At 67.7% G+C, this 17033-nt stretch carries 20 protein-coding genes; 15 read left to right on the plus strand and 5 right to left on the minus strand.

What is annotated here, in order from left to right; translation table 11 throughout:
• Positions 1–32: 32 nt before the first annotated feature.
• The 6 genes from A5680_RS04630 to A5680_RS04655 are packed head-to-tail and all read left to right on the plus strand — an operon-like array spanning position 33 to position 4594.
• Complete coding sequence (locus tag A5680_RS04630; protein ID WP_055400686.1) at positions 33–1556, plus strand: aldehyde dehydrogenase family protein; 1524 nt, start codon at positions 33–35, stop codon at positions 1554–1556.
• Positions 1556–2035 carry a DUF779 domain-containing protein gene (locus A5680_RS04635; RefSeq protein WP_067816653.1) on the plus strand — a complete coding sequence of 160 codons (480 nt, stop codon included), beginning with the start codon at positions 1556–1558 and terminating at the stop codon, positions 2033–2035. The genes A5680_RS04630 and A5680_RS04635 overlap by 1 nt, the downstream gene beginning before the upstream one ends.
• Positions 2036–2054: 19 nt before the next feature.
• Positions 2055–2333, plus strand: a complete 279-nt coding sequence (locus A5680_RS04640) for a putative holin (RefSeq protein WP_055405739.1) — start codon at positions 2055–2057, stop codon at positions 2331–2333.
• Positions 2326–2886: a hypothetical protein gene (locus A5680_RS04645; protein ID WP_067816656.1), complete on the plus strand. Its 561-nt coding sequence runs from the start codon at positions 2326–2328 to the stop codon at positions 2884–2886. Before A5680_RS04640 ends, A5680_RS04645 begins: the two co-directional genes overlap by 8 nt.
• 33 nt (positions 2887–2919) lie before the next feature.
• Entirely contained in the window at positions 2920–4314 is a 1395-nt protein-coding gene (lpdA, locus tag A5680_RS04650; protein WP_055400692.1) for a dihydrolipoyl dehydrogenase, read from the plus strand.
• A 7-nt stretch (positions 4315–4321) separates the two neighbouring features.
• Positions 4322–4594, plus strand: a complete 273-nt coding sequence (locus A5680_RS04655; protein ID WP_055400694.1) for a hypothetical protein — start codon at positions 4322–4324, stop codon at positions 4592–4594.
• A gap of 10 nt (positions 4595–4604) precedes the next feature.
• On the opposite strand, the gene A5680_RS04660 is transcribed toward A5680_RS04655, so the two are convergent.
• Positions 4605–5165: a carboxymuconolactone decarboxylase family protein gene (locus A5680_RS04660; RefSeq protein WP_055400696.1), complete on the minus strand. Its 561-nt coding sequence runs from the start codon at positions 5163–5165 to the stop codon at positions 4605–4607.
• Positions 5162–6577, minus strand: a complete 1416-nt coding sequence (gene ramB / locus A5680_RS04665) for an acetate metabolism transcriptional regulator RamB (RefSeq protein ID WP_067816659.1) — start codon at positions 6575–6577, stop codon at positions 5162–5164. Before ramB ends, A5680_RS04660 begins: the two co-directional genes overlap by 4 nt.
• Before the next feature lie 161 nt (positions 6578–6738).
• On the opposite strand from ramB, the gene A5680_RS04670 reads away from it, so the two are divergent.
• The 3 genes from A5680_RS04670 to A5680_RS04680 all read left to right on the plus strand — a co-directional run bounded on the left by A5680_RS04670 (position 6739) and on the right by A5680_RS04680 (position 10108).
• Entirely contained in the window at positions 6739–7533 is a 795-nt protein-coding gene (locus tag A5680_RS04670) for an acyl-[acyl-carrier-protein] thioesterase (RefSeq protein WP_055400701.1), read from the plus strand.
• Positions 7534–7802: 269 nt separating this feature from the next.
• On the plus strand, positions 7803–9089 hold the full coding sequence (gene aceA / locus A5680_RS04675) for an isocitrate lyase (protein ID WP_067755546.1): 1287 nt from the start codon (positions 7803–7805) through the stop codon (positions 9087–9089).
• A gap of 155 nt (positions 9090–9244) precedes the next feature.
• A complete protein-coding gene (locus A5680_RS04680; RefSeq protein WP_156349449.1) occupies positions 9245–10108 on the plus strand; it encodes a 3-hydroxybutyryl-CoA dehydrogenase in 864 nt (287 codons plus the stop codon).
• 30 nt (positions 10109–10138) lie between these two features.
• Here A5680_RS04680 and pcaA read toward each other — a convergent pair whose 3' ends face one another.
• Positions 10139–11002, minus strand: a complete 864-nt coding sequence (gene pcaA / locus A5680_RS04685; RefSeq protein WP_055400707.1) for a cyclopropane mycolic acid synthase PcaA — start codon at positions 11000–11002, stop codon at positions 10139–10141.
• Positions 11003–11194: 192 nt separating this feature from the next.
• Positions 11195–11914: a TetR/AcrR family transcriptional regulator gene (locus A5680_RS04690; protein WP_055400709.1), complete on the minus strand. Its 720-nt coding sequence runs from the start codon at positions 11912–11914 to the stop codon at positions 11195–11197.
• Positions 11915–12050: 136 nt separating this feature from the next.
• Here A5680_RS04690 and A5680_RS04695 point away from each other — a divergent pair, with 136 nt between their 5' ends.
• The 6 genes from A5680_RS04695 (at position 12051) to deoC (ending at position 16113) form a co-directional block, all read left to right on the plus strand.
• Positions 12051–13430, plus strand: coding sequence for a DUF445 domain-containing protein (locus A5680_RS04695; RefSeq protein ID WP_156675005.1), 1380 nt, complete (start codon positions 12051–12053; stop codon positions 13428–13430).
• A gap of 82 nt (positions 13431–13512) precedes the next feature.
• Positions 13513–13938: a helix-turn-helix domain-containing protein gene (locus A5680_RS04700; RefSeq protein WP_055400711.1), complete on the plus strand. Its 426-nt coding sequence runs from the start codon at positions 13513–13515 to the stop codon at positions 13936–13938.
• 108 nt (positions 13939–14046) lie between these two features.
• Positions 14047–14652, plus strand: coding sequence for a heparin-binding hemagglutinin (locus tag A5680_RS04705; RefSeq protein ID WP_067816661.1), 606 nt, complete (start codon positions 14047–14049; stop codon positions 14650–14652).
• Between the two features lie 78 nt (positions 14653–14730).
• Positions 14731–15018, plus strand: a complete 288-nt coding sequence (locus A5680_RS04710; protein WP_040621261.1) for a DUF2516 family protein — start codon at positions 14731–14733, stop codon at positions 15016–15018.
• 4 nt (positions 15019–15022) lie between these two features.
• Positions 15023–15433: a DUF2599 domain-containing protein gene (locus A5680_RS04715; protein ID WP_067816664.1), complete on the plus strand. Its 411-nt coding sequence runs from the start codon at positions 15023–15025 to the stop codon at positions 15431–15433.
• A complete protein-coding gene (gene deoC / locus A5680_RS04720; protein ID WP_156675006.1) occupies positions 15433–16113 on the plus strand; it encodes a deoxyribose-phosphate aldolase in 681 nt (226 codons plus the stop codon). Before A5680_RS04715 ends, deoC begins: the two co-directional genes overlap by 1 nt.
• 58 nt (positions 16114–16171) lie before the next feature.
• Here the strand turns inward: deoC and A5680_RS04725 are convergent, their stop codons facing one another.
• Positions 16172–16954, minus strand: coding sequence for a DUF2993 domain-containing protein (locus tag A5680_RS04725; RefSeq protein WP_067816671.1), 783 nt, complete (start codon positions 16952–16954; stop codon positions 16172–16174).
• Positions 16955–17033: the final 79 nt, after the last annotated feature.

Genomic DNA, 17033 nt, shown 5'->3' on the forward strand with positions numbered 1-17033 from the left:
GTATTACACAGGCGAGACGAGGAGCGCAGCAGATGACTGTTTTCGCACGTCCGGGTGCTGCCGGGGCGCTGATGTCGTACGAATCCCGGTACGAGAACTTCATCGGGGGCCAGTGGGTCGCCCCGGCGGCCGGCCGCTATTTCGAGAACCCCTCACCGGTGACCGGCCAACCGTTCTGCGAGATACCGCGCTCCGACGAGACCGACGTGGACAAGGCGCTCGACGCCGCCCACGCGGCGGCCCCGGCCTGGGGCAAGGCCGCTCCCGCCGAGCGGGCGGCCATTTTGACCAAGATCGCGGACCGCATCGACGAGCACACGGCGGCGCTGGCCGTCGCCGAGGTGTGGGACAACGGCAAACCGGTGCGCGAGGCGCTGGCCGCCGACATCCCGTTGGCGGCCGACCATTTCCGGTATTTCGCGGCGGCGCTGCGCGCGCAGGAGGGTTCGCTGTCCCAGATCGACGACGACACCGTCGCCTACCACTTCCACGAGCCGCTCGGCGTGGTCGGGCAGATCATTCCGTGGAACTTCCCGATCCTGATGGCCGCCTGGAAGCTGGCGCCCGCCCTCGCCGCCGGCAACGCGGTGGTGCTCAAGCCCGCCGAGCAGACCCCGGCCTCGGTGCTCTACCTGATGTCGCTCATCGGGGACCTGCTGCCCGCCGGAGTGGTCAACGTGGTCAACGGGTTCGGCGCGGAGGCCGGCAAGCCGCTGGCCTCGAGCAACCGGATCGCCAAGATCGCGTTCACCGGCGAGACCACCACCGGGCGGCTGATCATGCAATACGCCTCCCAGAACCTGATCCCGGTGACCCTGGAGCTGGGCGGCAAGAGCCCCAACATCTTCTTCAACGACGTGATGGCGCGCGGCGACGACTTCCAGGACAAGGCGCTCGAGGGCTTCACCATGTTCGCCCTCAACCAGGGCGAGGTGTGCACCTGCCCGTCGCGCAGCCTGATCCAGGCCGACATCTACGACGAGTTCCTCGAGCTGGCCGCCATCCGGACCAAGGCGGTCCGCCAGGGTGACCCGCTGGACAGCGAAACCATGCTGGGGTCGCAGGCGTCGAACGACCAGTTGGAAAAGATCCTGTCCTACATCGCGATCGGCCAGGACGAGGGCGCCAAGGTGATCACCGGCGGCGAGCGGGCCGAGCTCGGCGGCGACCTGTCCGGCGGCTACTACATGCAGCCGACGATCTTCTCGGGCAACAACGGCATGCGGATCTTCCAGGAGGAGATCTTCGGGCCGGTGGTGGCGGTGGCGCCGTTCGCCGACTACGACGACGCGATCGCGATGGCCAACGACACCCTCTACGGCCTGGGCGCGGGCGTGTGGAGCCGCGACGGCAACACCGCCTACCGGGCCGGCCGCGACATCCAGGCCGGCCGGGTGTGGGTCAACTGCTACCACGTGTATCCGCCGCACGCGGCGTTCGGCGGCTACAAGCTGTCCGGCTTCGGGCGCGAGTGCCACAAGATGGCGCTCGAGCACTACCAGCAGACCAAGAACATGCTGGTGTCCTACTCGGACAAGGCGCTCGGTTTCTTCTGATGGCTCCGGACCCCGTCACCGGGGTGGTCATCACCGCCCCCGCCGCCGAACTGCTGGAGCGACTGCAACAGCGGCACGGCCCGGTGATGTTCCACCAGTCCGGCGGTTGCTGCGACGGGTCGTCGCCGATGTGCTACCCGCGCGGGGACTTTCTGGTCGGTGACCGCGACGTCCTGCTCGGTGTCCTCGACGTCGGTGACGGGGTGCCGGTGTGGATTTCGGGCCCGCAGTACGAGACCTGGAAGCACACCCAGCTGGTGATCGACGTGGTCCCCGGCCGCGGCGGCGGCTTCAGCCTGGAGGCGCCCGAAGGGCTGCGGTTCCTGTCGCGCGGCCGGGTCTTCAGCGACGACGAGCAGGCCGGGCTGCGGGCCGCGCCGGTGATCACCGGCGCCGATTACGAGCGCGGCGAGCGCCCGCCGGCGCGCGGCCGGGTGGTGGCCGACGCGGCGCTGCGAACGTGCCCTCCGGGTCGGTGACCGCAGTAGTGTCGAAAGCGTGATCCCGCTGCCGCGCCCGCGACTATTGGCCGGCGCCATGCTGATTGGCGCCGCCCTCGGGCTGCTGGCGGGGGTGGGATTCGCCGTCCCGGCCCACGGGGACGTCCGCCCGGCCGTCGCCCTGGCGTTGGTGGTGGGCATCCCCAGCGTGGTCGGGCTGGTGACCGTCCTCTTCTCCGGACGTCGATGGGTGACGATGCTGGGCGCGTTCGTCCTGTCGGTGGGGCCGGGCTGGTTCGGCGTGCTCGTCGCCCTTCAGGTGACGGCCGGTGGCTGACGAGGACACCCCGTCGAGCCCGGGGACCCAGTCATGGGTGCCGGACTTCTCCGATTCCGAGGAGGACACCGGGACGCAGTCGTGGGTGCCGGATTTCTCCGACGACGACGACACCGGCGAGCACCCGGCCGCCGCGAAGGACGAACCGGCCGAGCCGGCCGCCGCGGCGGACGATGACGAGGCCGAATCCGCCGTCGTGCCCGTGCAGCCGGTCACCGTCCCCGGGCGCTACCTCTACCTCAAGTGGTGGAAGCTGCTGTTGGTCATCCTCGGCGTCTGGTTCGTGGCGGCCGTCGTCGGGCTCGGCCTGTTCTATTGGTGGTACCACGCCGGCGACAAGACGCCGGCGTTGTTCGCGGTCCTGGTGTATGTGGTGGCGTGCGCCGTCGGCGGCGTGCTGCTCGCCATGGTGGAGGGCCGGCCGCTGGTCTCGGCGCTGTCGCTGGCGGTGATGTCGGGGCCGTTCGCCGCCCTGGCCGCCGCGGCGCCCATGGCTGGTTACTACCACTGCGCGCGCGTCGGCCACTGCCTGCTGGGCGTCGTTCCGTATTAACGCCCGGCCCGGGTGGCCATTAGGGTAGGGGCCGTGACCCATTTTGACGTCGTCGTCCTCGGGGCCGGTCCCGGTGGATATGTCGCAGCCATTCGCGCCGCACAGCTCGGCCTGAACACCGCAGTCGTCGAGCCGAAGTACTGGGGCGGCGTGTGCCTCAACGTCGGCTGCATCCCGTCCAAGGCGCTGCTGCGCAACGCCGAGCTGGTGCACATCTTCACCAAGGAGGCCAAGACGTTCGGCATGAACGGCGAGGCGACCTTCGATTACGGCACCGCCTTCGACCGCAGCCGCAAGGTGGCCGAGGGCCGGGTTGCGGGCGTGCACTTCCTGATGAAGAAGAACAAGATCACCGAGATCCACGGCTACGGCCGGTTCACCGACGCCAACACGCTCTCGGTCGAGCTCAACGACGGCGGCACCGAGAACGTCACGTTCGACAACGCCATCATCGCCACCGGCAGCAGCACCCGGCTGGTGCCGGGGACCTCGTTGTCGGAGAACGTGGTCACCTACGAGGAGCAGATCCTGTCCCGGGAGCTGCCCGAGTCGATCGTGATCGCCGGGGCCGGCGCGATCGGCATGGAGTTCGGCTACGTGCTGAAGAACTACGGCGTCGACGTGACCATCGTGGAGTTCCTGCCGCGGGCGCTGCCCAACGAGGACGCCGACGTGTCCAAGGAGATCGAGAAGCAGTTCAAGAAGCTGGGCATCAAGATCCTCACCGGAACCAAGGTCGAGTCGATCGACGACAACGGCTCCGAGGTGACCGTCGCCGTTAGCAAGGACGGCGAGAAGCAGGAACTCAAGGCCGCGAAGGTGTTGCAGGCCATCGGGTTTGCGCCCAACATCGAGGGCTTCGGCCTGGAGAAGACCGGGGTCGCGCTGACCGACCGCAAGGCCATCGGAATCAACGACTACATGATGACCAGCGTGCCGCACATCTACGCGATCGGCGACGTCACCGGCAAGCTGATGTTGGCCCACGTGGCCGAGGCGATGGGCGTGGTGGCGGCCGAAACCATCGCCGGCGCAGAGACTTTGGCGCTGGGCGACTACCGGATGCTGCCGCGGGCGACGTTCTGCCAGCCCCAGGTGGCCAGCTTCGGGCTGACCGAGCAGCAGGCCCGCGACGAGGGCTACGACGTCGTGGTGGCCAAGTTCCCGTTCACCGCCAACGGCAAGGCGCACGGCCTCGGCGACCCCAGCGGCTTCGTCAAGCTGATCGCCGACGCGAAACACCTCGAGCTGTTGGGCGGGCACCTGATCGGCCACGACGTGTCCGAGCTGCTGCCCGAGCTGACGCTGGCGCAGAAGTGGGACCTGACCGCCACCGAGCTGGCGCGCAACGTGCACACGCACCCGACGATGTCGGAGGCGCTGCAGGAGTGCTTCCACGGCCTGACCGGCCACATGATCAACTTCTGACGGACCCATGCGCAGCGACGTCGTTCTGGGGGCCGTGGGCGGCCTCGCCGCGGGCTATGTCCTGTGGCTGCTTGCCTTTTCGATCGCCGACGACAACGCGGCGGTGGGGCAGTGGGCGCCGACGGTGTTACTGGCCTCGCTCGCCCTGGCGGTCTGCGCGACGATGTGGGCGTCGTTGCTGCGCCGACGCCGACAGTACGCGTGGTCGGGCTTCGGGTTCGGGCTGCCGGTGCCGCCGCTGCTGCTGACGCTGGCCGTGTTCGCCAACGTCTACCTCTGACGGGTAGGGCCTAGCGGGGGTTGTCCAGCGGGATTGCCAGGGCCGACATGGTCGCGGCCAGGCCGTCGTATTGGCTTGCCAGCAAGCAGAATTCGATCAGCTGACGCCGGTCCAGGTGCTGGGCCAGCTGCTGCCAGGTGGCGTCGGTGATGGTGCGGTCCTTGACGAACTCGTCCGTCGCGGTCAGCAGCGCCTGCTGGCGCACGGTCAGCCGCGCCTCGACCGGCTCCAGCCGCTCGGGCCAGGCGAAGATCGCGGCCTGCAGATCCGCGTCGAGCCCCTGCCTGGCGGCCATCCGGCGATGGTGCTGCAGCTCGTATTCGCACGAGCGCAGGTGCGCGACCCGCAGGATCACCAGCTCGGTGTCGATCGCCGGCAGCCGGCCGCGCAGCACGCGGCCGCTGTAGATGCTCCACACCAGGAACAGGAACTTGTTCTGGCCCAGCGTGGTGAACAGGTGCATCTCGGGCGCGCGGACCTTGCGGGCGGCCGACTTCGCGAGAATCCAGTTGATCAGCCCGAGTTCGCGCAACCGCCCCGACGGGATGCGGCCGTTTTCCGGCGCGGTCACGGTTGCTGCACCAGGTACGGGGAGACCGTGCTGCGGTGCTCGTCCAGGTCCAGGGCGCGCCCCAGCGCCGGGAACGCCCGCTGCGGGCAGTTGTCGCGCTCGCAGACGCGGCAGCCCGCGCCGATCGGTGTGGCGATATCACCCGACAAGTCGAGTCCTTCCGAGTAGACGAGCCGGTGCGCGTGGCGAAGCTCGCAGCCCAGCCCGATCGCGAAGGTTTTACCTGGCTGACCATACCGGGCGGCGCGGCGCTCCACGGTGCGGGCCACCCACATGTAGTTGCGGCCGTCTGGCATCTGGGCGATCTGCACCAGGATCTTGCCCGGGTTGGCGAACGTCTCGTACACGTTCCACAGCGGGCAAGTGCCGCCGCTGGACGAGAAGTGAAAACCGGTGGCGGACTGGCGTTTTGACATGTTTCCGGCCCGATCCACCCGGACGAACGAAAACGGCACGCCGCGCATCGACGGCCGCTGCAGCGTCGAAAGCCGGTGCGCGATGGTCTCGTAACTCACCGAGTAGAAGGAGGACAGCCGCTCGACGTCGTAACGGAAATTCTCCGCGACGTCATGGAATTGGCGGTAGGGCAGCACCGCGGCCGCGGCGAAGTAGTTGGCCAGCCCCAGCCGGGCCAGGGTGTGCGACTCGTCGCTGGTGAACTTGCCCTCCGCTACGAGGACGTCGATCAGGTCGCCGTATTCGAGGTAGGCCAACTCGGCGGCCATCTTGAAAACCTGCTGACCCAGCGAGAGGTGGTTGCTGATCTCCAGCGTCTTGGTGGCGGGGTCGAACCGGTGCAGCACGGTGTCGCCTAGATCGATGCGGCGGTTGATGTGCACCCCGTGCACCTCGGTCAGCCGGCGGTTCAGCTCGCGAGCCAGGTCGCCGTGGTGCATCCGCATCTGGATGGTCAGGTCTTCGGCGGCGGTGTCCAGCTCGTGCAGATAGTTCTGGCGTTGGTAGAAGTAGTCGCGGACCTCCTCGTGCGGCATGGTGATCGACCCGCTGCCGCTGCCGTCGGAGAACCGCTCCTCGGTGGCGGCCGCCAGCTGCGCGGTGGTGATCCGGTAGCGCCGGTGCAGGTTGACCACCGCCCGGGCCAGCCCGGGGTGGGCGGCGACCATCTCGGCCACCTCGGCGGGCTCGACGTCGATGTCCAGGTCGCGGTCCAGGGTGACCTCGCGCAGCTCGGCGACCAGCCGGGTGTCGTCCTGGGAGGCGAAGAACGTCGCATCCACGCCGAACACCTCGGTGATGCGCAGCAACACCGCCACCGTCAGGGGGCGAACGTCGTGCTCGATCTGGTTCAGGTAGCTCGGCGAGATATCCAGCATCTGCGCCAGGCCGGCCTGAGAGAACCCGCGCTCGTTGCGCAGCTGGCGGACGCGGGAGCCGACGAAGGTCTTGGACACTTTGCCCAGGGTACCGGGGTTGCTAAGCGGACGTTGGCAGAGTTCGCATGGGCGGCGTCCGCGTCGCAATTGGTTTTTGACCCAGGTGGTTGGCATGATTCGCTGCGGAGGCCCCAGGACTGGCCTGGGGTGCCCACGAGGAGGAAACGGGGAGCGAAGCCGTGAGCCTGGACAAAGAACTGATGCCGGTTCCCGACGGGCACCCCGACGTGTTCGACCGCGAATGGCCGCTGCGGGTCGCCGACATCGACCGCACCGGCCGGTTGCGGCTGGACGCGGCGTGCCGACACATCCAGGACATCGGGCAGGATCAGCTGCGCGAGATGGGCTTCGAGGAAACACACCCGCTCTGGATCGTCCGCCGCACGATGCTCGACCTGATCCGCCCGATCGAATTCCAGGACATGCTGCGCTGCCGCCGGTGGTGTTCGGGCACCTCGAACCGCTGGTGTGAGATGCGGGTTCGCGTCGACGGGCGCAAGGGCGGCCTGATCGAGTCCGAGGCCTTCTGGATCAACATCAACCGCGAGACCCAGATGCCGTCGCGCATCTCCGACGACTTCCTCGCCGGCCTGCACAAGACCACGTCGATCGACCGGCTGCGCTGGAAGGGCTACCTGAAGCCGGGCAGCCGGGACGACGCCTCGGAGATCCACGAGTTTCCGGTCCGGGTCACCGACATCGACCTGTTCGACCACATGAACAACTCGGTGTATTGGAGCGTGATCGAGGACTACCTGGCCTCGCACCTGGAGCTGATGCAGCTTCCCCTGCGGATCACCATCGAGCACGAGGCGCCGGTGGCCCTCGGCGACAAGCTGGAGATCATTTCGCACGTGCACCCGCCCGGTTCGACCGATCAGTTCGGTCCCAACCTGGCCGATCGCACTGTTACAACGCTCACATACGCGGTCGGCGACGAGGCCAAAGCGGTCGCCGCGATCTTCACCCGATAGGGCAACCTTCACCCCCGTCAATTTCCATTCTGACCTGCGGATATGGGGTTACTGACCGGTAGATTCTGAAACGGTTAAGTTTCCGTTCAACTTCGCAAAATTCGCAAAATGGGGAGCAGTCGTTGCCGAAATTGGCAAATGAAACGGCTGGACCTGCGTCAACGGCTGTGCCATCGTCGAGTTAGCACACCAGCGAAGTTGAGCCTCTAGCTGCCGCCGGTGACGCGTTCACCTAACCAGTAGTGAAGATCGTTGAAGGAGCATGCCCAATGTCTGCCGTTGGCACCCCCAAGAGCGCCGAACAGATCAAGAAGGACTGGGACACCAACCCGCGCTGGAAGGGTGTCACCCGCACCTACAGCGCCGAGGACGTCGTCGCCCTGCAGGGCACCGTGGTCGAGGAGAACACCCTGGCCCGCCGCGGCGCCGAGGTCCTCTGGAGCCAGTTGCACGACCTCGAGTTCGTCAACGCGCTCGGCGCGCTGACCGGCAACATGGCCGTCCAGCAGGTCCGCGCCGGCCTGAAGGCCATCTACCTGTCGGGTTGGCAGGTCGCCGGTGACGCCAACCTGTCCGGTCACACCTACCCCGACCAGAGCCTGTACCCGGCCAACTCGGTGCCGCAGGTGGTGCGCCGGATCAACAACGCGCTGTTGCGCGCCGACCAGATCGCCAAGGTCGAGGGTGACACCTCGGTGGAGAACTGGCTGGCGCCGATCGTCGCCGACGGCGAGGCGGGCTTCGGTGGCGCGCTCAACGTCTACGAGCTGCAGAAGGCGATGATCGCCGCGGGCGTCGCGGGGTCGCACTGGGAGGACCAGCTCGCCTCGGAGAAGAAGTGTGGTCACCTCGGTGGCAAGGTGCTGATCCCGACCCAGCAGCACATCCGCACGTTGACCTCCGCCCGCCTGGCGGCCGACGTGGCCGACGTGCCGACCGTCGTGATCGCCCGGACCGACGCCGAGGCGGCCACGCTGATCACCTCGGACGTCGACGAGCGCGACCAGCCGTTCATCACCGGTGAGCGGACCAAGGAAGGCTTCTACCGGGTGCGCAACGGCCTCGAGCCCTGCATCGCCCGGGCCAAGGCCTACGCGCCGTACTCGGACCTGATCTGGATGGAGACCGGCACCCCGGACCTGGAGCTGGCGGCGAAGTTCGCCGAGGGCGTCAAGGCCGAGTTCCCCGACCAGCTGCTGGCCTACAACTGCTCGCCGTCGTTCAACTGGAAGAAGCACCTCGACGACGCGACCATCGCCAAGTTCCAAAAGGAGCTGGGCGCAATGGGATTCAAGTTCCAGTTCATCACGCTGGCCGGCTTCCACGCGCTGAACTACTCGATGTTCGATCTGGCCTACGGCTACGCCCGCAACCAGATGACCGCGTACGTCGAGCTGCAGGAGCGCGAGTTCGACGCCGAGGAGCGCGGTTACACCGCGACCAAGCACCAGCGCGAGGTCGGTGCGGGATACTTCGACCGCATCGCCACCACCGTCGACCCCACTTCGTCGACGACCGCGCTGACCGGCTCCACCGAAGAGGGTCAGTTTCACTGATCGTCTGCGGAGCCGAGCAGTCGCGAAATCGCACCGCTGCGATCCAGATCGTGCGAATCAGCGCCTGCTGACCGTGAAGTAGCATTGGCCCCGCCCAGCGAACCTGGGCGGGGCCTATTGCGGTGCAAGACGATACGACACCGAAAGAGATGACAGTGAGCGACGCAGCGATTCAGCGGGTAGGGGTGGTCGGGGCCGGCCAGATGGGGTCCGGCATCGCCGAGGTCTCGGTCCGCGCCGGCGTCGACGTGACGGTGTTCGAGACCACCGAGGCCCTGATCACCGCCGGACGCAACCGCATCGTGAAGTCTCTGGAGCGCGGCGTCAGCGCGGGCAAGGTGACCGAGCGGGAGCGCGACCGCGCGCTGAGCAAGCTCACCTTCACCACCGATCTGAAGGACCTCGCCGACCGCCAGCTGGTGATCGAGGCGATCGTCGAGGACGAGGCCGTCAAGGCGGAGATCTTCGCCGAACTCGACCGCGCCATCACCGATCCCGACGCGGTGCTGGCGTCCAACACCTCCAGCATTCCGATCATGAAGATCGCAGCGGCCACCAAGAACCCGCAGCGCGTGCTCGGGCTGCACTTCTTCAACCCGGTGCCGGTGCTGCCGCTGGTCGAGTTGGTCTGCACGTTGGTCACCGACGAGGCCGCCGCGGCGCGCACCGAGGAGTTCGCGAGCGCGGTGCTGGGCAAGCAGGTGGTGCGCTGTTCGGATCGGTCCGGCTTCGTGGTGAACGCGCTGCTGGTGCCCTACCTGCTGTCGGCCATCCGCATGGTGGAGGCAGGTTTCGCCACCATCGAAGACGTCGACAAGGCGGTCGTCGCCGGGCTATCGCACCCGATGGGCCCGCTGCGGCTGTCCGACCTGGTGGGGCTGGACACCCTGAAACTGATCGCGGACAAGATGTTCGAAGAATTCAAGGAGCCGCAGTACGGCCCGCCGCCGCTGTTGCTGCGCATGGTGGAGGCGGGCCGGCTGGGCAAGAAGACCGGCCAGGGCTTCTACACGTACTGACGGCGGGCGCCGCGAAAGCGCTTGCCGCGCCTACTTTTCCAGCGTGAACTGGTCGACGTCGGTGTAGCCCTGGCGGAACAGCTTGGCGCAGCCGGTCAGGTACTTCATGTACCGGTCGTAGACCTCTTGCGACTGGATGGCGATCGCCTCCTCGCGGTTCGCCCGCAGGGCGGTGGCCCACATCTGAAGCGTCCGCGCGTAGTGCAGCTGCAGCGAGTGCACCCGGGTCAGCTCGAAGCCGGCCGTCACCGCGTACTCCCCGACGGTCTGCGGCGTGGGCAGCCAGCCCCCCGGGAAGATCTCGGTGAGGATGAACTGCGAGAAGTGCACGATCTCGTGGGTCAGCGTCATGCCGCGCGCCCGGGCCTCCTTGAACGAGGGCCGAACGATGGTGTGCAGCAACATCACTCCGTCGGACGGCAGCACCTGGTAGGCCATCTTGAAGAAGCGGCCGTAGCGCTGGCGGCCGAAGTGCTCGAACGCCCCGATCGACACGATGCGGTCGACGGGCTCGTGGAATTTCTCCCAACCCTCCAGCAGCACCCGCCGCGTGCGCGGGGTGTCCATCTCGTCGAACGACTTCTGCACGTGCTCGGCCTGGTTCTCCGACAGCGTCAGGCCCACGACGTTCACGTCGTACTTCTCGATGGCCCGCCGCATGGTCGCGCCCCAGCCGCAGCCGATGTCCAGCAGCGTCATCCCGGGCTCGAGCTTCAGCTTGCCCAGCGCCAGGTCGATCTTGGCGAGCTGCGCCTCTTCCAGCGTCATGTCGTCCCGCTCGAAGTAGGCGCAGCTGTAGGTCTGGGTGGGGTCCAGGAACAGCCGGAAAAAGTCGTCGGACAAGTCGTAGTGGGCTTGCACGTTTCCAAAATGCGGCGTGAGCTGCACGGACATGTCGAGAAGAGCCTTTCGTTATGCGGAGGCGGGGATGACCGGCCTGCACGACGCAGCCCTGCGTCACCCCCGGTGCATCCCTGCATGCTAGTCGTCGCGGCGATGCGAGTCGTCTTCGCTAGCGGCTCATAGCGTCACACGACATGGCCCGAATGCACAAAAGAGCGACCCCGGCGCCGCACCGTGGGCCGGCTACGTCGGGGACGAATCCTCGTGTCCCCGCGGCGGCACGATCGGCGACGGGTGGGGCTCCTCGCGGAACTTCTCCAGCGACCCACCGACCTCGACGATCCCCTTCAGCGCGTTCCAGCTCAGCATCGTCAGGTAGTCGATCAGCTCGTCGCGGCTCATGCGCGGGTAGGACATCCAGGAGTGGGTGGCCAGCTGGACGCCGCCGACGATCAGGTAAGCCCACGGCTCCGCGCCGCCGGTGTCCATCCCCGCCTGTTGCATCCGGCGGCGCATCAGCACCGCGAGCATGCGGGCGATGATCCGCTCGGAGTCGGCGATCACCTTGCTCTTGCTGCCCGAACTGTTGGCCATCACGAAGCGGTACGGCTCGGGTTCGTTCGCGACGGTTTCCACGTACACCCGGATGACCTCGCGGGTCAGGTCGAAGCCGTCGAGGTTGGAGGTCAGCGCCGAGGCCATGTTGGGGATCAGGGTGGTCTGCGTGAACCGCATCATCACGGCGGTGGTCAGGTCGTTCTTGTCGACGAAGTAGCGGTACAGCACCGTCTTCGAGACGCCGATCTCCGCGGCGATGTCGTCCATGCTGATGGTGCCGCCGAGGCGCCGGATCGCGTCGATCGTGCCGTCTACCAACTCGTTGCGGCGCTCCACCTTGTGCTGGTGCCAGCGTCGCTTGCGGCCATCCGTCTTGGCCGCCACAGCCAACATTCGCTCTGCCACTGTCGCCGATATCCCATTCACTAGACGCACTCGATACTACGGCGTGCGGGCCTGTTTCGAACTCTGACCGCGCGCCGCTGCGGGCCCGGGAGCAGTGTCGTCGCATCAATCGGCCGCTTCGATAGATGATGGTGGGGTGGTACACAGAGCCTCGTCGCGAGGCGAAGCGCCGGCCCCTCGATCGACGGGGCCGGACGCGCTGATTTCGTCGACCGCTGCGGGGCGCCCGCACGCGTCGTTAGCCGAGTCCTTCGCCGGTGCCGACCCGCAGGCCGACGCCGAGCGCCGAGTGGCGCTGCGCCGGATGAAGGCCGTGGCCCTGAGCTTCCTGATCGGCGCCACCGGCCTGTTCCTCGCCTGCCGATGGGCCCAGGCCCACGCCAACCTGGGCGCTTGGGTCGGTTACGTGGGCGCCGCCTCGGAGGCCGGGATGGTCGGCGCGCTGGCCGACTGGTTCGCGGTGACGGCGCTGTTCCGCCATCCGCTGGGCATCCCCATCCCGCACACCGCGATCATCAAGCGCAAGAAGGATCAGCTCGGGGAGGGGCTGGGAACCTTCGTGCGGGAGAACTTCCTGTCACCGCCGGTGGTGGAGACCAAGCTGCGGGACGCGCAGGTGCCGGGACGGCTCGGCAAGTGGCTGTCGGAGCCCGCGCACGCGCAGCGGGTGGCCAGCGAGACGGCCACCTTGCTGCGGGTGCTGGTGGAGCTGCTGCGCGACGACGACGTCCAGCAGGTGATCGACCGGATGATCGTGCGCCGCATCGCCGAACCGCAGTGGGGGCCGCCGGTCGGACGGGTGCTGGCGACCCTGCTGGCCGAGAACCGCCAGGAGGCGCTGATCCAATTGCTGGCCGACCGCGCCTTCCAGTGGTCCCTGAACGCCGGCGAGGTGATCCAGCGGGTGGTCGAGCGGGATTCGCCGACCTGGTCGCCGCGCTTCATCGACCACCTGGTCGGCGACCGCATCCACCGCGAGCTGATGGACTTCACCGACAAGGTGCGCCGCAATCCCGATCACGAGCTGCGCCGGTCGGCGACCCGGTTCCTATTCGAATTCGCCGACGACCTGCAACACGACGCGGACACCATCGCGCGCGCCGACGCGATCAAAGAACAGCTGATGGCGCGCGACGAGATCGCCAACGCGGCGGCGACGGCGTGGAAGACGCTGAAGCGGCTGGTGCTCGAGGGCGTGGACGACCCGTCCAGCACGCTGCGCACCCGCATCGCCGACACGGTGGTCCGCATCGGGGAGTCGCTGCGCGACGACGCCGACCTGCGCGACAAGGTGGACAACTGGATCGTCCGGGCGGCCCAGCACCTGGTTTCTCAGTATGGGGTGGAGATCACAGCGATCATCACCGACACCATCGAGCGCTGGGACGCCGAGGAGGCCAGCCGGCGCATCGAGCTCCACGTGGGCCGTGACCTGCAGTTCATCCGGATCAACGGCACGGTCGTCGGCTCGCTCGCCGGCCTGGTGATCTACGCCGTCGCGCAGCTGCTTTTCTAGTAGTGCTAACAAGTGCTTGCAATAGCAAGCACTTGTAGTAGTCTGAGGGCCGTCAGATCGACCGTCCGACCAGGAGCACGCCATGGCACCCGAGGAGAAGCTCTCCGCCAAGGTGTCCAACGCCGCCTCCGACATGGCCTCGGACATCGGTAGCTTCATCCGGACCCAGCGCGAACAAGCGCAGGTCTCGGTGCGCCAGCTCGCCGAGAAGTCCGGGGTGAGCAATCCGTATCTGAGCCAGGTGGAGCGGGGACTGCGCAAACCGTCCGCCGACGTGCTCAACCAAATCGCCAAGGCCTTGCGGGTTTCCGCCGAGGTGCTCTACGTGCGGGCCGGGATCCTCGAGCCCAGCGACAAGAGCCAGGTGCGCGACGCCATCATCACCGACACCGCGATCACCGAGCGCCAGAAGCAGATCCTGCTCGACATCTACACGTCGTTCACCCAACAGAACGAATCCACCGAACCGAGCAACGAGGAGTGTGCCCCCGAATCCAACGGCGAGTGAAGTTTCCCCGTTCTGGCCGGCACGCATAGACCCACAGACACGCAGGGGACCGTCGCCCTTCGTCTCCCATAACAAACACCCAAGAACGCCGTAACGAAAGGAATCATCATGGCGGACAACACCAACATCGAAGATCTGCGGGCCCCGCTGCTCGCGGCCCTCGGCGCGGCCGACCTGGCCCTGGCGACGGTCAACGAGCTGATCGCGAACCTGCGCGATCGCGCCGAAGAGACGCGCGCCGACACCCGCACCCGGGTCGAGGAGAGCCGCGCTCGCCTGACCAAGCTGCAGGAGGACCTGCCCGAGCAGATCGGCGAGCTGCGCGAGCGGTTCACCAGCGACGAACTGCGCAAGGCGGCCGAGGGCTACCTGGACGCGGCGACCAACCGCTACAACGAGCTCGTCGAGCGGGGCGAGGCCGCGCTGCAGCGGCTGCGCAGCCAGACCGGTCTGGACGACGCCTCCGCGCGCGCGGAGGGCTACGTGGACCAGGCCGTCGAGCTGACCCAGGAGGCCCTGGGCACCGTCGCGTCGCAGACCCGCGCGGTCGGCGAGCGCGCCGCCAAGCTGGTCGGCATCGAGCTGCCCAAGAAGACCGACGAGTCGGCCAAGAAGGCCCAGAAGGCTGTCGCCAAGAAGGCGCCCGCCAAGAAGGCGCCCGCCAAGAAGGCTCCGGCCAAGAAGGCGTCCGCCAAGAAGGTCACCCAGAAGTAAGTCGCGGCGTCGACTCGGAGTTGCCTGTCCGACAACTCCGTGTCGACGTTTCCGACGGCGCCCGCATACGCTTAAGGCGTGAGCCACCTCGTGGGTACCGTCATGTTGGTCTTGCAGATCGCCGTTTTGGTCACGGCGGTATACGCGTTCGTGCACGCCGCGCTCCAGCGGCCCGACGCCTACACCGCCGCCGACAAGCTGACCAAGCCGGTGTGGTTGGTGATCCTCGGCCTGGCCGTCGCCCTGACGTCCATCCTGAGTTTTGTTTTCGGGGTACTCGGGATGGCGATCGCCGCGTGCGCGGCGGGCGTGTATCTGGTCGACGTGCGGCCGAAACTTCTCGAAATCCAAGGTAAGTCGCGCTAGCGGGATGAAGGCCCTGCTGACGGTGTCGGCAGCGGTGCTCGTCGCGCTGTGCGGTCCCGCGGGCACCGGGGCGGCGGACCCGGGCACGGCGTCCCCGCCGTTCATCGACCACACGCAGTGGGCGCAATGGCACGGCCTGACCAGCCTGCGCGTGTTCCCGACGCCCTCGGGGCGGCTGGCCGCCAGGCAGCAGGCCGAAAACGCGGCCGACGAGGCGTGGGCCGAGGTCTTGGCGCTGTCGCCGGACGCGGACACCGCCGGCATGCGCGCGCAGTTCGTGTGCCATTGGCAGTACGCCGAACTCGCGCAGCCCGGCAAGGTCAGCTGGAACCTGGAGCCCTGGCGCCCCGTCGTCGACGATGCGGAGATGGTCGCGTCCGGATGCAATCCGGGCGGGCCCGAAGAAAGGTTCTAGTGGCGAACAAACCCACCCGGGCGCAGCTGGCGGCGCTTGTCGACCACACCCTGCTCAAGCCCGAGGCCACCGAGGCGGACGTGGTCGCCCTGGTCGCCGAGGCCGCCGATTTGGGCGTCTACGCGGTGTGTGTCTCGCCGTCCATGGTTCCGGTCGCGGTGCGCGCCGGGCAGGGCGTGCGGGTGGCGAGCGTGGCGGGCTTCCCGTCGGGCAAGCACACGTCGGCGGTCAAGGCGCTGGAGGCCGAACGGGCCGTGGCGGCCGGCGCCGCCGAGGTGGACATGGTCATCGACATCGGCGCCGCCCTGGCCGGGGACATCGACGCCGTGCGGGCCGACATCGCGGCCGTGCGCGACGCCATGACCGGGGGCCCGGTGCTGAAGGTGATCGTGGAGTCCGCGGTGCTGCTGTCGGGTACGGACGACCGCACCCTGGTGCGGGTGTGCCGCGCCGCCGAGGACGCCGGCGCCGACTTCGTGAAGACGTCGACCGGCTTCCATCCCGCGGGCGGCGCCTCGGTGCGCGCGGTCACCGTGATGAGCCAGACGGTCGGCGGCCGGTTGGGCGTCAAGGCCAGCGGCGGCATCCGCGCCGCCGCCGACGCGCTCGCGATGCTGGATGCGGGCGCCACCCGGCTCGGCCTGTCCGGCACCCGCTCCGTGCTCGACGGGCTGGGCTGAATTGTCCGGCGCCTCCTCGCGCCGTGCCGGCGCGCATCGTTACCGGACGGCTAAACCGTCACAGGTTGGCGAAGCAGGGGTCGTTGTTGTTGCCGGTCGGGATGCTGGCGTTGCGCGTCGAGAAGTGGCTCGTCACACCGTCGTTGGTGACCTGCACGCTGTCCGCGTGGATGCCCAGCGGGTAGTTCTTGGTGAACTGCGAGGTGAAGTCGTCCAGGGTCGACTGCACCGACTCCTTGGGCATCGTGAAGCCGAGCGCGTTGAAGCTGACGATCTGCAGCTGCAGGCCGGTGCCCGACACCACCGGCTTGGTGGTGAGGTTGTCCAACATGCCCTTCAGCTCGATGGTCCCGTCGGCGGGGTGGGTGGTCACCGTGTTGGTGACGAAGGGGCCCAGCACCGGAATCGCGTTCTGGACGGACTGCTTGATGCCGTCGGACGTCCAGGTGACGGTCGCGTCCAGCGACCCGATCGTGCCCTTCGAGTCCTGCGTGTCCTTGAGCTGGACGTCGCGGATGTTGATGTCGATCTTCATGCCCTTGGCGTCGCGGACCTGGTTGCCCGCCGTCGACACCGAGATGTTGGTGTAGTGCTTGGTGAGTTGCTGCCAGAGCATCAACGGCGTCACCCCGAACGACGCCGTCGCGGAGTCCTTGACCTCGCAGGCCACCGCCTCGGCTACCTTGCTGTTGGCGACGTGCCGGACGTACAGCTCGGCGCCGACGAGGCCCGCGATCACCAGGCACACCACGATGATGCAGACCAGCACCACGGAGAGCGGATCACGCAGGAAGCGCCGCTTCTTGGTGCCCGGCGCGGGGTCCTCGCCGGGGGTTCGCAGCGTCTCCGTCGGCCCCGCGGGCGGGACGGGTCGTTCGCACCGAGCACGCCATCGTCGGCGAGGTGTATGACGGGGACGA

The organism is Mycobacterium sp. E2989 (assembly GCF_001667595.1).
Taxonomy (GTDB): Bacteria; Actinomycetota; Actinomycetes; order Mycobacteriales; family Mycobacteriaceae; genus Mycobacterium.